Source organism: Nocardia sp. NBC_01388 (genome assembly GCF_045040085.1).
Taxonomy (GTDB): Bacteria; Actinomycetota; Actinomycetes; order Mycobacteriales; family Mycobacteriaceae; genus Nocardia.
In genome coordinates this window covers 8,307,595-8,321,745 of the sequence record NZ_CP109553.1, presented here as the reverse complement: position 1 = coordinate 8,321,745, position 14,151 = coordinate 8,307,595, and the positions used below count along the sequence as shown (strand labels likewise).

Annotated in this window: 14 protein-coding genes and 1 tRNA gene; 12 read left to right on the top strand and 3 right to left on the bottom strand. The window is 64.7% G+C overall.

The window, feature by feature from the left end:
* Positions 1-203: 203 nt before the first annotated feature.
* The 7 genes from OG716_RS39305 to OG716_RS39275 all read left to right on the top strand — a co-directional run bounded on the left by OG716_RS39305 (position 204) and on the right by OG716_RS39275 (position 7,184).
* Entirely contained in the window at positions 204-2,840 is a 2,637-nt protein-coding gene (locus OG716_RS39305) for a LuxR C-terminal-related transcriptional regulator (RefSeq protein ID WP_405135261.1), read from the top strand.
* 132 nt (positions 2,841-2,972) lie between these two features.
* The gene (locus OG716_RS39300) at positions 2,973-3,182 is read left to right on the top strand and encodes a hypothetical protein (protein WP_405135260.1); all 210 of its coding nucleotides are present in this window, start codon (positions 2,973-2,975) and stop codon (positions 3,180-3,182) included.
* 86 nt (positions 3,183-3,268) lie between these two features.
* Positions 3,269-3,943 (top strand): GAP family protein, encoded by a 675-nt coding sequence (locus OG716_RS39295; RefSeq protein WP_405135259.1) that lies wholly within the window; start codon positions 3,269-3,271, stop codon positions 3,941-3,943.
* 414 nt (positions 3,944-4,357) lie between these two features.
* On the top strand, positions 4,358-5,563 hold the full coding sequence (locus OG716_RS39290) for an ATP-binding protein (RefSeq protein ID WP_405135258.1): 1,206 nt from the start codon (positions 4,358-4,360) through the stop codon (positions 5,561-5,563).
* Between the two features lie 303 nt (positions 5,564-5,866).
* Positions 5,867-6,115, top strand: coding sequence for a type II toxin-antitoxin system Phd/YefM family antitoxin (locus OG716_RS39285; RefSeq protein WP_405135257.1), 249 nt, complete (start codon positions 5,867-5,869; stop codon positions 6,113-6,115).
* Positions 6,099-6,524 carry a type II toxin-antitoxin system VapC family toxin gene (locus OG716_RS39280; protein WP_405135256.1) on the top strand — a complete coding sequence of 142 codons (426 nt, stop codon included), beginning with the start codon at positions 6,099-6,101 and terminating at the stop codon, positions 6,522-6,524. The genes OG716_RS39285 and OG716_RS39280 overlap by 17 nt, the downstream gene beginning before the upstream one ends.
* 420 nt (positions 6,525-6,944) lie before the next feature.
* Positions 6,945-7,184 (top strand): hypothetical protein, encoded by a 240-nt coding sequence (locus tag OG716_RS39275; RefSeq protein WP_405135255.1) that lies wholly within the window; start codon positions 6,945-6,947, stop codon positions 7,182-7,184.
* Between the two features lie 205 nt (positions 7,185-7,389).
* On the opposite strand, the gene OG716_RS39270 is transcribed toward OG716_RS39275, so the two are convergent.
* The 3 genes from OG716_RS39270 to OG716_RS39260 form a co-directional block, all read right to left on the bottom strand.
* The gene (locus tag OG716_RS39270; protein ID WP_405135254.1) at positions 7,390-7,833 is read right to left on the bottom strand and encodes a PIN domain-containing protein; all 444 of its coding nucleotides are present in this window, start codon (positions 7,831-7,833) and stop codon (positions 7,390-7,392) included.
* A complete protein-coding gene (locus OG716_RS39265) occupies positions 7,830-8,060 on the bottom strand; it encodes a ribbon-helix-helix domain-containing protein (protein WP_405135253.1) in 231 nt (76 codons plus the stop codon). Before OG716_RS39265 ends, OG716_RS39270 begins: the two co-directional genes overlap by 4 nt.
* A gap of 95 nt (positions 8,061-8,155) precedes the next feature.
* Positions 8,156-8,228, bottom strand: a tRNA-Ala gene (locus tag OG716_RS39260).
* 23 nt (positions 8,229-8,251) lie between these two features.
* Between OG716_RS39260 and OG716_RS39255 the strand changes: the two genes are divergently transcribed.
* From OG716_RS39255 to OG716_RS39235, 5 genes are all read left to right on the top strand, one after another.
* A complete protein-coding gene (locus OG716_RS39255) occupies positions 8,252-9,031 on the top strand; it encodes a phosphatase PAP2 family protein (protein WP_405135252.1) in 780 nt (259 codons plus the stop codon).
* 90 nt (positions 9,032-9,121) lie between these two features.
* Positions 9,122-10,213 carry a serine/threonine-protein kinase gene (locus OG716_RS39250; protein ID WP_405135251.1) on the top strand — a complete coding sequence of 364 codons (1,092 nt, stop codon included), beginning with the start codon at positions 9,122-9,124 and terminating at the stop codon, positions 10,211-10,213.
* 9 nt (positions 10,214-10,222) lie between these two features.
* A complete protein-coding gene (locus tag OG716_RS39245) occupies positions 10,223-10,369 on the top strand; it encodes a hypothetical protein (RefSeq protein WP_405135250.1) in 147 nt (48 codons plus the stop codon).
* Between the two features lie 10 nt (positions 10,370-10,379).
* Positions 10,380-11,570, top strand: coding sequence for a hypothetical protein (locus OG716_RS39240; protein ID WP_405135249.1), 1,191 nt, complete (start codon positions 10,380-10,382; stop codon positions 11,568-11,570).
* Positions 11,567-13,780, top strand: coding sequence for a hypothetical protein (locus OG716_RS39235; RefSeq protein WP_405135248.1), 2,214 nt, complete (start codon positions 11,567-11,569; stop codon positions 13,778-13,780). Before OG716_RS39240 ends, OG716_RS39235 begins: the two co-directional genes overlap by 4 nt.
* Positions 13,781-14,151 lie beyond the last annotated feature (371 nt).

The following is a 14,151-nucleotide window of genomic DNA, read 5'->3' as shown; positions in this document are numbered from 1 at the left end:
TCGCGGGTGAAACGTCACCATGGTGTGATCCGACCGGCAAGTATCAGCCGAATCTCACCTGCGCGGAGTTTCTCAAAGTGTTGCTGCCGCCGTCTAGGCTCGTATACGGGACAACGGCCGACCGTGTGAGCGGGCCATTGATTCCCTACGATAACTTCCGGCTCGAGCGTCGGAATTTCGGTCGGGACAGCACAGGAGGCATGGTGATCACGCCGCAGGAGTTCGCGTCGAAAGTGGTGTCCAACAGCACTGACAAGCGATCTGCCGGGCTTCCCTCCCTGTCGTTCCGGCCGATCGATCGACCCGTTCTGCTCGACCGCATCGACCTCGCGATCGCCATGCCCCAGACTCGTGTGCTGATGATTTGCGGAGCTGCCGGTAGCGGCAAAACGGTCCTACTCGCGGACTGGGTGAGCCGCGCGGGCTCGGCACAACCGGGCGCCGAGGTGTGCTGGCTGACGATTACCGAGGACATGGACCAGGGCCACCGGCTCTGGAACGCCCTGCGTGCACGCCTCGCCGTTCCCGATGCCCCGCGTCCCGGGCTCCTCGCGCCGCTCGCCGATGCGGTGGAACTGGTCGACACACTCACCGACCGCGCCGCGCCCGTCGTCCTGGTGATCGACGACGCGCATCTGCTCACCGATCCGATCGCGCTGGCCGGTCTCGAGCACTTCCTGCTCAACGCCCCGACTACGGTCACCACGATCATCGCGGCCCGCTTCGATCCGCCCATTCGCTGGCACAGCCTCGAACTCACCGGACAGCTCGAACGTGTGCCGGCCGCGGAACTCGCGATGACGCAGGAGCAGGTCGCGCAGGTCTGCCGACAGCACCTGCCCAACCTCACCCCCGAGGAACTGCGCACAGTCACTGACCTGACCCGCGGCTGGGCGGCCCTGGTCCGGATCACCGCCATCTACCTCGCTGCGAGCAATAGAGACCGCGCGACCGCGCTCACCGCGCTGGCCCGGCCGGCACAGGCGGTCTCCGATTTCATCGTCGGCGAACTCATCGACACCCTGAGTCCGCAGCTGCGACTCTTCTTGACCTACACCAGCATTCCCGAATCTTTCACCGAACAGCTGGCCGACGAACTGGTCGGCGGCGGAGCAGTACACCGGCTGTACGAACTCGACCGGATCAATTTCCCCTGCACGCACGAGTTGCGCGGTGACGACCTGTGGTTCAGCTACCACCCGATGCTGCGGTCCTATCTGCGCGCCGAGGCCAATCGGCTCGGCAATCGGATGCTGTCCGACCTGCATCTGCGCACCGCGGAGTGGTTGCGGTCGGCTGATCAGCCGCTCACGGCCCTGCCGCATCTGCTCGACGGACCGGGTGAAAGCCATCTGCGATGTTTCCTCGCCGACTCCGCACTGGACCTCGTGCTGCGGGGGCGCGGCGGTGATCTGTTCGCCACGCTGCATCGTCTGCGGCCTGAGATCGCGGACGATCCGTTCATCTGGCTGCTGCGCGGAGCCGACGCACTGCTCTACGGCGACGCGACCGACGCGTTGACGATTCTCGATATGGCGGCTGTCCGGCGCACGAACCGGACGTCGTTCGTACCGGATTCCTGGATCGAGGCGCTGAGCGCGGCGACCGCCGCCTACACCGCGGTCATGACCGGCTCGGCGCCCGAGCGCGTCGTGATTCCGAATCCGCTCCCGCTCACCGGCGAGGCCGGAATCGATTGCTACACAATGATTCAGTTCGCTTTCGTGAAACTCGCCCAGGGTGATGTGGCGGACGGCGAGGAGCTGCTGCACTCGGCGCTGGTACTGGCCGAGCACGGCCCCGGCGGGGCTCGGCTCATCGTGCAGGCGGTGACCCGGCTGGCGACGGCCGCCGGAATCCGCGGCGATATCACCTCGATGCAGGAGTGCTCGGAAAGAGCCGTGGCCATCGCGACCGAGAACGCCGTGCCCGGCAACCCCGATATCACGCTCGCACTGACCATGTCCGCGCTGGCGTCCTACCTGCAGGGCGAGGATCCCGCGCCCGCGCAGGTGGCGGCGGCGCTGGCGGTGCATCCCCGGCAGGACGGCTCCTCCGGCCCGGTCGCGGGCTGGCACGCATTCGTACTGGGCCATCTACTGCAACTCGAGCAGTCGGCCGACATATCCGGCGCTGTCGACGCACTGCGGCACAGCCTCCTGGAATTGCTCGAACGTCAGGCCGTACCGCTGATGAGCGGAGGGCTCGTCCCGCACGCGGTGTGGGCGCTGCTGCGGGCGCACGAACCTCGCACGGCCACACTGCTCGTCGAGCGGGCACGGCAGGTGTTGGGCGATACCGACGACATCGTCGTGGCCCGCGCCGCCCTCGCGCTCACCGCGAACAGTCCCATCGCCACGCGATCGATGGTGCTGCCGCTCATCCGGTCCGACAATGCCGACCGCCCGATCAGCACCATCACCGCATGGCTGCTGCACGCGGTATCGCACATCGATGCGCCGATGAAGGCGCGCGAGGGGCTGGAGAACGCGCTGCGGCTCGCCGCACGAGACCGGCTGATCCGGCCCTTCCTGGATATTCCGCAGGTCCTGCACCTCCTGGATTCGTTTGCCGGGCAACTCGGCCGTCACGATGTGTTCGCCGAGATCGTGCGCCGGCATCCCAAGGCGCGGCGCGACACCGCGCATCACACGCTGACCACCACCGAGGTGACGGTGCTTCGACTATTGCCCTCGGGTCGAACCGTGCAGCAGATCGCCGATGACCTGGGCGTCTCGATCAATACTGTGAAGACGCATCTACGGGGCATTTACGCGAAGTTGGGAACCAATACCCGTGGCGACGCCGTGGGCCGCGCCCGCTTCACCGGACTGATCTGAACCCGTCTGATCTGCGCTTTTCACCCCCAGCGGATGAGGTCCGTCGCGGGGCATCGCGAAATACTCGTTACAGATGACAGTGCTGACACCTGGGCAGACGACCGAGTTTCGACAGGCAGCGAGGTGGTGAGAATGCTCCCGATGCGATACCAGTTCATTATCGAAGGCGAGCTGTCGGACCGGGCGCTGTCCGCGTTCCCCGAACTCGCCACTACCCGCCGACTGCCCGGCACCACCGTGCTGTTCGGCCCCGTCGACGATTCGACCGTATTGCGCGGCATGCTGAGCCGCATCGACAATCTGGGACTCACGCTGCTGGAAATGAGCAGACTGCCCGATTGAGTGATCCTGGAAATCACCCTCCGCGTGTGAGGACACCGTCCGCACGATCAGCGACAGTCAGGCCATGCTGATCCGAGCGAGTCGTCGTGGGTAACGCAATCGGACAGGTCATCGACCACGGAGTCGGAATCGCGATCAGCCCGGCGGCCCTGGTGGCGATGATCGTTATCCTGACGAGCCGGCGCGGCAGGCCGAACGGTCTCGCATTCGCACTCGGCTGGAGCACGGCCATCGGCGTCACGGTCGCGGCGCTCATCGTTTTCAACGGCTACGCGGCGGCCCACCGGGACGGCACGGTCAATCCATGGGTGTTCTGGGTCAAGGGCGCGCTCGGAATCGCGCTGCTACTGCTCGCGGCCCGCCAGTTCCGGCTCAGCCTCGGACGATCACCACGAGTTGTGTTGCCCGCCAGACTGAGAGACGTCAACGGCCTCACTCCGCAGGCGTGTCTGCTCCTCGGTGCGACGATCGCTCTGGCGAATCCGAAGAACGTCACCCAGATCATCTCGGCATCCGTCACCGTCGCCGGAGTCACCCCCGGCCACGGCGAGAGAGCAGTCGCAGCAGCGGTGTTCGTGGCCATCGCATCGCTATGTGTCTTGATTCCGCTGACCCTGCACCTCGCCGACGACAGCCGTGCGTCCGCGACCCTGCGTGCATGGCGGCGCTGGACCGACCGGAACAATTCCGCGATCATGGCGGTCCTGTTCCTGGTCCTGGGCGCCCGATCGCTGGGGGCCGCGATCAGCGGCCTCGCTTGATCTCGTGCCATGCCACCTTCGGTGGAGCTGACGGACCAGCATACGAACGCGCGGTGCTAGTGGACGGGCCGGACATCATGATCCGTGCGGTGGGTACCTGACCGGGCTCGGTCGGCGGCGTCCGATGATCGCGATCACTCCATGTGCCCGACCACAACGAATCACCCGCGGAGCAAATCGCCAACTCATCGACAACGCTCCAGCAAGGCAGCTGTTCCAGTGTCGGCAAGAAGCGCACGATTGTAACGGCAGAACGCGCACAATGCTTGCGGCAGACCGCGCACATCGCTTGCGGCAGAACGCGCATGAACTGTGCGGCAGAACGCGCACAGCATATGCAATAATGCTGCGATGACCTCATCCTTCTCGTCATCGCCGATTGGTCGGATTCTTCCCCGCCATGCCCACTCAGCGGTGCATGAAGCGCTTGTAGATACTCGTGTCGTCCTGGTCAACGGGGCTCGCCAATGCGGAAAGAGCACACTGGTCGCCCGGATAGGCAGGGAGATCGGCGCGACCTGGCGGAGCCTCGACAAGCCGGAGACCCGGCAGGCAGCCGGCTACGACCCCACTCAGTTCGTCCTCGACGATTCCCTTCTGATCATCGACGAGGTCCAGCGAGTACCGGAGCTGCTGTTGGCGATCAAGGAGACTGTCGACGCTGATGGACGACCCGGCCGGTTCCTGCTCACCGGTTCGGCTCACGTCATGGCGCTCCGGAGCGTTCCGGACGCCCTTCCCGGACGCATGGAGACGATCGAACTCTGGCCACTCTCCCAAGGCGAAATCGACGGCGCACCAGACAGATTCGTCGATTGCGCCTTCGAACGCGGACCACAGCTACGGCACGATGGGACCGAGAACCGCGATGACTACATCGAACGGATCGCACGCGGGGGCTTCCCCGAAGCCGTTGCACGAGAAGGCAAACGGCGATCCCGATTCTTCTCCTCCTACGTCGCCGATCTGATCAACCGAGACGTCATGCAACTGTCCGAAATCGGACGAACCGCGGAGATGTTCACCCTGACCAACCTCGTCGCAGCCAGATCCGGTCAACTCCTGGTACCCGGCACCCTCGGCAACGAACTCGGTCTTCCTAAGGACACCGTCGCCCGTTACCTCCGCCTCCTGGAGGAAGTTTTCCTGATCAAGCGCATCCCTGCTTGGTCGCGGAACCTGACCACCCGGGCCGTCGCAACCTCCAAGGTATTCATGGTCGATTCTGGTATCGCCACATATTTGTGCGGTGCCGACGCACGCGCGCTGCGGGCCGTGAACGGCCCGCTCGGCCCACTGCTGGAGGGTTTCGTAGCCGCCGAACTCGCTCGCCAGCTCACCTGGTCCGATCAGGAAGCCCGCATGTTCCACTACCGCACCCGCGACAACGTCGAAGTCGACATCATTCTCGAGAACAACCGACGAGAGGTGATCGCCATCGAGGTGAAAGCCGCCGCCACGGTCAAGAGCGAGGATTTCCGCGGTCTCCGCCACCTCGCAGAACGTCTGGGCGACAACCTCCTCGCCGGATACGTGCTCTACACCGGCACCGAAACCCTCCCGTTCGGACCGAAATTCCGTGCCCTGCCGGTCAGCGCCCTGTGGAACGCACGACCATGATCGCCTCGAACAACGCCAAGTTCGATCATTTCCCGGACCGCCCCCGCGCACAGTTCGACCGACGCGAATCCTCCGTCTCCGGTTCGCGCACTGTCACGAAAAAGCGAGAGCCGCAGGCAATTGACCTGCGGCTTTGCCGTTTTGTGGAGCTGACGGACCAGCATACGAACCGTGCGGTGCCGGTCGAGGGGCCAGACGTGGTCATCCGGCCCGTGAATACCCGGCAAACAACGGGATCGCGACGGCCGGTTGGCGTACAATCTAGTCTGTCTAGACAGACTAGAACGAAAGGGAGCCGAACCGATGAGCTGGCAGATTCAGGAAGCCAAGCAGCGCTTCAGCGAGCTGCTCCGGAGCGTCACCACTGACGGCCCACAGGTGGTGACCCGGCACGGCGAGGCGATCGCAGTGGTGATCGATATTGCCGAATACCGAAGGCTCCGTGGCGAAGTCGCCGATTTCAAGGACTTCCTACGCGCTGGTCCGAGTCTCGAGGATCTCGATCTGACCCGCAGCCGCGAAACACCGCGCGAGATTGATTGGACGGCCTGACTTGGGCTTTCTACTCGACACCAACATCGTGTCCGAACTACGCAAGAAGAACCCCAACCCCAAGGTGCTGGCCTGGTACGAGGGAGTGCACTCCCATCAACTCCATCTCAGTGCCATCACCCTCGGCGAAATCCGGTTGGGTATCGAGCGTCTGCGCGTCCGGGACGCGCCGCAGGCCGAGATCCTCGAATCGTGGCTCGGCACCCTGCGCACCACTTATCGCGATCGTATTGTCTCCGTCGACGCGGACGTCGCCGAGGAATGGGCTCGAATGAACGTCCCCAAGACCGTCCCGATACTGGACGGACTGCTCGCCGCTACCGCCAAGGTGCACGAGTGGACTTTCGTCACCCGCAATGTCGCGGACGTGGCCGGCACAGGCATATCCGTACTCAACCCATTCGACTGATGCGGGATGGACTCGTGCCTATCGCGCTGCGACCGAATCCAGCAACGCCGCAATCACACTCGGCTGCGGATGTCGGCGGTTCAGTCACCCCACGGGCAGCGCAAGGCACCCGTCAGGTTCGCGCATTGCCGGAGATACAACAGAGCCGCAGGTTGATCACCTGCGGCTCTGCGATTCTGTGGACCTGACGGACCAGCATACGAACCAGGCGGTGCCGGTCGACGGGCCGGACATCACGGTTCGCGCGGTCGGCACCCGGCCACAGGTCGGCGGTGATACCCGATGACGGCCACAGGGACAGCACGTCCGCGGCGGCGCGTATGGGTCGGCAGGAGCTCGGTGCCCGAGAGTCGCCACCTCGGTGCTCCCTCTGAATGCCATTCCTCAGTCCTGGCGATCCGAATCGCGGAACATGGGCACGTGGATATGGAAGCTTCCATCAAATGGACTCTTGATTGGATCCGGGAACACGGCTACGACCCGTTCGTCGAGGACGCCATGGAGCTGATCCATACGGTTCGCCTTGGCACCGTTAGCGAGGCCGAGCTACATACTCGGGCCCGCGAGTTCACGATCGAGTGCCAACTTCGGAACGTCGTGTACGAGGTTGCGGACGAGGCAGACGCCTTGATAGAGACCGCATTCGACGAATCGGAATGACGACCACTGAGGACGTGATCGCCTGGTGCCCCGCTACCGTCCAGCACCAGTGGCGAGACGACCGCGACAGAGGGCGGCGCGGTATTCACGGGCCTGCTCTACAGTTCGCGGACGGTGGAACCCGATGACCCAGAATGTTCCACGACCGCGCAACCCGAAGACCACTGGTGGGCCCAGCCTTGCATCGCCGATGGTTGCCGGCGGTTCAGTCGCCCTGGAGCAGGAGTCGGAACGACCGATGAGTGGGCGTCAATGGCCGAACGGCGCGAAAGTCCTTCTCGTCCAACGTCAGCATGTCGTTGGTGAGGTAGCGCTCGGCGAGCACGACATTGACCGCGTCGGCCAGGTCGAGCCGGAGGCCGCGATACTGTTCGATGATCTTCTGGGCGATCCGAAGGTCGTCGCGGTCGACGACTGGGACGAGCACCGCACCCTCCTCTGCCGAGGTGAGCAGGTCGTTGAGTACGAGATCGGCTGTGCGGCGATCTTTTCCGAATCGCGCGATGAGCAGATGATCGATTTCGTCGAGGACGAGTGGCGAGACGACAGCGACGGAGGTGGCGAGGTATTCCCGCGCTTTCTCGTGCAGTTCCGCAGCGCGGTCGTAAGCGGCGATGATGGCCGAGGTATCGGCGATAAAGAAGCTCACTCGCCGTATGCCTCGCCGAGCGCGTCCTCAGTGTTGGCAGCGAACCCAGGATCGCCGGAATCGAACGACGGCCATGGGCGGGTGCGGCGGACGCTGTGCGCCCGCAACAGTACGAGGTCGATTCCCTCTCGAATGAGGTCGGCCTCCGATCGCCCGGTCGTTTCGGCTGCCTCTTTCAGACGGCCGGCCTGCTCGGGATCGAGGTACACGCTCGTCTTGGCCTTCATGAACGTAGGGTACCGCGTAGGGCACCTACATGGTTCGCGCATTGCAAGAAAAACAGCAAAGCCGCAGGTCATTGACCTGCGGCTTTACTGTCTTGTGGAGCTAAGGGGATTCGAACCCCTGACCCCCACACTGCCAGTGTGGTGCGCTACCAGCTGCGCCATAGCCCCGTGCTCGTTAGGCGAGCGACTGGATGAAGTTACCGAGGGAGGGGCGGGAACTGCAAATCGGGTGGGTGGGCGACACGCCTGGGTGGCAGGGCCTTTGGGGTGGCGGTTTCGGTGAGGATGGCGGCATGGGTCGGGTGCTGCGGGAGCGTGCGGGGGTTTTGGGGTGGGGGGCGGTTGTGATGGGTGGGCTGTTTCTCCTGCTTACCTGGCAGGTTTGGGGGGCGGGGTGGGCGGTTGATGGGGATGTGGGGGTGTGGGATTGGTTTGTGGGGCATCGGTCGGCGGGGTGGACGACCTTGGTTCGGGAGTACACGTTTTTCGGGGATCCGGGGCGGGCCAGCCTGATTGCGATCGTGGTCGCGGGGGTTGCCTGGTGGCGGAGGCGGAGTTTCGGGGTGGCTCTGCTGGTTGTGGCAACCGTGCTGATTGCTACGGGATTGAGCACTCTCACCAAATATTTGGTCGGGAGGGAGCGGCCGCCGGTGGCGATGCGGTTGGTGGGGGCGATGCATCCGTCGTATCCGTCGGGGCATGCGACTGCTACGACGGCATTGGTCGGGGTGACGCTGCTGGTGTATCTCGGATCGCGGCCGACGCGGGGGCGGGCTTGGGGCGCAGCGGTACTGGCCGCGGTGCTGGTGGTTGCCATGTGTGCGACGCGGTTGTATCTGGGCGTGCACTGGTTCACCGATGTGGTCGGCGGGGTGTTGCTGGCGGCTGCGGTTGTGTTGTGTGCGGGAGTTGTGCAGATCCGGTGGCAAGTTGGTAACGAACCGACTCCCTGTTCACTGAATCCCCAGTAGGGCAAGGAAATATGGGGAGGCGCTCGCGCGTGGCGCGCGTACACTCGGCGGTGATTTGGAGTCCGCCGGGCTTGGAGGGATCGCACGCGCTTGAGGCTGATCAATGGCCGTTACGAGCTACGGGAACTCGTCGGCAGAGGGGGAATGGCCGAGGTCTGGGACGCGTGGGACAGACAGTTGCGTCGCCGGGTCGCGGTCAAGGTGCTCGATTCCGGGAGTCTGCTACCGCTGGAACAGGATGAACGGATTCAGCAGGAACGGTTCGAGCGCGAGGCGCATATTGCCGCGCAGATGAACTGCGCGAATATCGTCACGGTGCACGATGCCGGCGTTTTCGTCGAAAACCGCAGGCGCTACCCGTTCTTGGTGATGGAGTTCATTCCGGGCGAGAACCTACGCCAGCATCTCCGTCATCCGGAGAACTGGTCGCTACCGAGCCTGCTCAGAATTCTCACCGATGCTCTCAGCGGCCTCGTATACGCGCACTCCAAGCAGGTGGTGCACCGGGATATCAAGCCCGAGAACATTATGATCGGCCCGGACGGCACGGCGAAACTCGCCGATTTCGGTATCGCGATCGAGATGCGCGAGCACATCCAGCGCCTCACCCAGGCCCAGCGCGCACTGGGCACCCAGCACTATTCGGCTCCGGAGTATCTGCACCACGGGCAGATCACCCACCTCAGCGACGTGTACTCCTTCGCCGTGGTCTGCGCCGAGATACTCCCCCGCGCCTACGGCCCCGCCGGAATTCCGGATGACCTCAAAGTTGTACTGGATCGGTCACTTTCCCCGGATCCGGCGCAGCGGCACCGATCGGCGGCGGAATTCCAGCACTATTTCTGCGAGGCGCTCGAACGCGTATCGAACGCCACCCGGACCACCCGGCCCGGAACGGTCCCGGACCAGCTGCGACAGTCCCAGACCTCGGTGCTGACTCCCGGCGCGCTCCGTGAGCCGGGGCTGGAAACCGCTGACCCGCTGCTGTATTCGTCGACCTGGAATTTCTTCCTGATTCCCGCGCTGGCCTCCCGGCAGCGGCTGCTCGCCGGATTGGCCAGGGACGATTACCGCTATGTCGCCGCCCTGTTCGGGGTCGCCGCGACGGCCGGAATCGCGCTCGGCGGACTGGTTTTCCTACTGCTCGCCTGGCTGCTCGTGCAGGTCGGGAAGTTCGTGTGAGGTGAGGTAGTGAGAAATCGACAGGCGGGGATGGCATGGCAGCGGTACGTGTATCCGGGATCGCGTGCGTCGCACTGGCTTTGGACGGCCTTCCGGGTGGGCGTGGTGTTCTTCGCGGGCACGATCGCGATATTCACCCTGGCGGTGCTCACGTGAGGTACCCGGCGTGAGAACCGTCTGCCTGAACTGCCTCAACGAATTCACCTACGACCGCGAGCGCAATCGCTGGTACACCGTGATCCGCCAGCGCAACGGCGGTCACGCCAAGCAGATCGAAACCTATTTCGACAAGCTGAATCTGCGCTGCCCGAACGGATGTGAGATCGATCCGGTCATTCTCGACCATCCGACGAAGGTGATCGGATTCGTCGGCGAATCGGCGTCCTCCAAGAGCCATCTGATCGTATCCATGATCCATTCGATGATGAACGATCCGAAGCTGGCCGCGCGGTTCTCCTTCATCGTCTCGCCCAAATCGGCGAGCCTCTGGACCGCCCTGGAGGCCCGCCTGCTGGACCGGCGTGCGCTCGACGCCACCGGGCCTCGGCGTATGGCCCTGGAGCCGACCCGTCACCTCGACGGCATCTCCACTTCGACACAGCGGCAGACGCAGGGTCATACCTGGGCCGGGCTGGAGCAGCGCAAACCCATTCTGGTGACGGTGTATTCGGTGCACACCGCGAGCGCCGTCAATCTCGCGTTCGTCGATGTGGCGGGTGAGGATATCGCCGACGGTGCGGTCGCCGCGCGGGTGAGTCCGCATCTGGCGGTGGCCGATTTCCTGTGGTTCGTGGTGCCGTCCACGCTGAACAAGCAGTATCTGGCGCTCATGCGGGAGCAGGCCGATCCCGATAATCAGGAGAGCCTGGCCAATACCGTCGAACACTCGCAGACCGTCGGGCGCACCACGCTCATGATCGATCAGATCGCCAAGCTCTGGCGGGCGGCCAACAGCTACCCGATCCAACTGCCGATCGAACCGCCACGGGTACATGTCTCGACCATTGTCGCCAAGACCGATCTGCTGTCGCTCATCGATCTGCCGGAACTGAATATAGTTGCGCCACCAGCGAATTGGTCGGACAGCCCGGTGAGCAGCAATGGTGCGGGCAACTCCTACGATCCGGTGCAGATCGTGCAGCGCAGTGAGATCACCAGAAATCTGGTGCGGCGGCTGTTCCCGGCCGTCGATTCGGCGCTGTCCATCCGCTTCCCCTGGAATATGTACTTCCCGGTGTCGGCGGTGGGTTGCGGAAAGCGCGGCAATGGCACGTATCCGGTGTTCAAACCCTACGGTGCGGCCGATCCGGTGGTCTACATGCTGGACATGATCGAGGAGCTACGGGCCTACCGATGACAGGATTTCCGCAACTGCTGTGTGGGTGGGCACTGGTCAATCTCGAATCCTCGGGGGCCGGAGTCGGTGTCGTAGCGCGGTCCGGAAACTGGCCTGCCGCACTGGGTTCGACGGTGCGCGAGCTCGGATCGCTGGTGACGCTGCCCGACGGCGAGTATTCGGCGACGCCCGAATCGTTCGTACTGGAATTCCGGATTGCCCGGGGGCTGGCTGTCGCGGGTCTGAAGACGCCGTCGGAGGTTCGGCCGGGCACCTGCGTCACGCATCTGATCGCGGGTGAACGTGGTGCGCTGGACGGGATTACGGCGCTACGGCTGCACGAGTCCGGCGAATTGCTGACCTCCTTGAACGGGTCGGTATCGCCGACCGAGCACTGGCCGCTCGCCGATCCGGCGCCGGAAACCGATGAGCGGATCTTCGCCGCGGAGACGCTGGCCGCGCTCGCGGACCCGTGGCTACCGGCGCTCGTCGGCGCGGTGCTCGCACATCTCGCCGGGCAGGGGCCGGGCGTCACCCTGCACGTCGCCGGCCCCCGGGACGCGGTCACCATGCTGCAGGCGCTGTACGGGATACTTCCGCGAGATACCTTGCGGGAGTTGACATTCTCCACCGGCCCCGGACAGCCGTCCGAAGCCCCGTCGATCGTGACCGTGATCGGCCGGGACACCCCGGCACCCGATCGCGTCACCATCAACCCGGACAGCTCCACCGAAGAATCCGCGGACACCTACCCGAATCTCGGCCGGACCATTGTCGAACACCGCCGCGCCGGCGTGGTGCTGCCCGCCGAACTCGCGACGGTGCACGACATCCGGCAGTGGTGTTATCAACAGCATCTGCGCACCGTCGATCCCGCACTGCTCGACGATGCCCAACTGGTGCAGGTGATCACCGATCCGGGGCTGGCGCCGGAGTGGTTCGACAATACGACGGTCGCCCGGCGCGCGATTCGTCTGGCTCTCGACAAGACCGCTGTCACAACGGCATTGGTGCAGCTGGATCATCTGCCGAGCGTGCGCACCGCCTTCGAACAGACGCTGATCGAATGTGTCATGAACGACAATCGCCGCCGCAACCGCGCGACACAGGTCGCCCATCAGCTCGGCTTCGATATCAGCGCGGTCGTGACCGCCTCGGCCTTTCAGCGACTCGAGACCGGCACGCTCACCGCGAGCGATGCGAAAACCGTATGGCCGCAACTACAGCACGACTGGAGCACCGGCGAGACCGCCGATCGGAGTCTGGTCGTCGAACGGCTGCACCAGCATCGCGCCCTGCGCGAGTTCACCATCGGATCCCGTGATCGCGCCCTGGTGTACGAAACAGTGCGCGCCGAGATCAATGATCCGGCCGTGCACACCGGCAGCAGTCAGCTGCTGCGCAGCGCCATGTACACCCATCTGCCGATCGTCGCGCAGCTCATGGTGAACGCGTCCTGCACCAGCCGGGACCGCTACCTGCTCGACCAGCTCATGGCGTGCGCACCCGCGGATCGCCTGGCGCCGTTGATCACCGAGTGCATGCGCTATGCGGGTGTGGACGCCTTCGAACTCATGAAGGCCGTCACCATCGTGCGGTCGGAGCCTGCCGAACTGGTCGAAGCGCTGCAGCCGGCGTGGGCGTCGCTGCGGCGCACCCTCGGCCTGCCGGAAGCGGTGGAGAGCCTGACGGTGCTCGAGGCCGAGCAGCCGGAGCCCGCACGTTCCCGGCTGCGCCACAGCATGTTCCAGCGCAGCCGGAACCGAGGCCACTGGACGAAGACCGAGGTGTCCGGCATCATCCACGCCGCCGCCGACGACCCCCTGGTGATCGAGGAGAACTTCGAGATCCTGCGCGCGGCAATCGATTCCGATATGGAATTCGTCGCGGTCTGCATGGCGGGGCGCTCCGCCACCGCCGAGGGCGAGGTGGTGCTGCACCAGATCCTCGGCTGCACCTCACGCGAACAACTACCCGCCCTCATCACCGCCTGCGCCCAGCAGCGCGATCTCGAACCGCTGACACTGCTGCGCGCGATCTGCGCACTCGAACCGGCTCCGGACGCGCTGGCCGCCATGCTCTCCGGCGGATGGCCCCATCTGCGCACCCACCTCGACCTACCCCGCCGCATCGCCAACCTGGTGAGCCTGGACCCCACCGCGGCCCATCCCCCGCGACTACAACCACTCGATCGCCCGAAAAAGGCGCGGCGCAACCCGTTCGGACGCTAGCGCGGCTCAGGCCCGCAGCACTGCCGCACTGTCATTCCGGCATGCTTGCGGCCGGAATCCACCGAAACCTGTTGGAACGTGGCCTGTGTGAATCCCGGCCAAAGCGCGCCAGGATGACGAGGGTGATATCGCGCCGGGACGACGAGAGTGACCTCACGCAGGAACGACGGTGACCTCACGCCGGGACGACGAGAGTGACCTCACGCAGGAACGACGGTGACCTCACGCCGGGACGACGAGAGTGACCTCACGCAGGAACGACGGTGACCTCACGCCGGGACGACGAGAGTGACCTCACGCAGGAACGACGGTGACCTCACGCCGGGACGACGACGGTGACCTCACGCCCCGATGACGGCGGTGACGCGCCA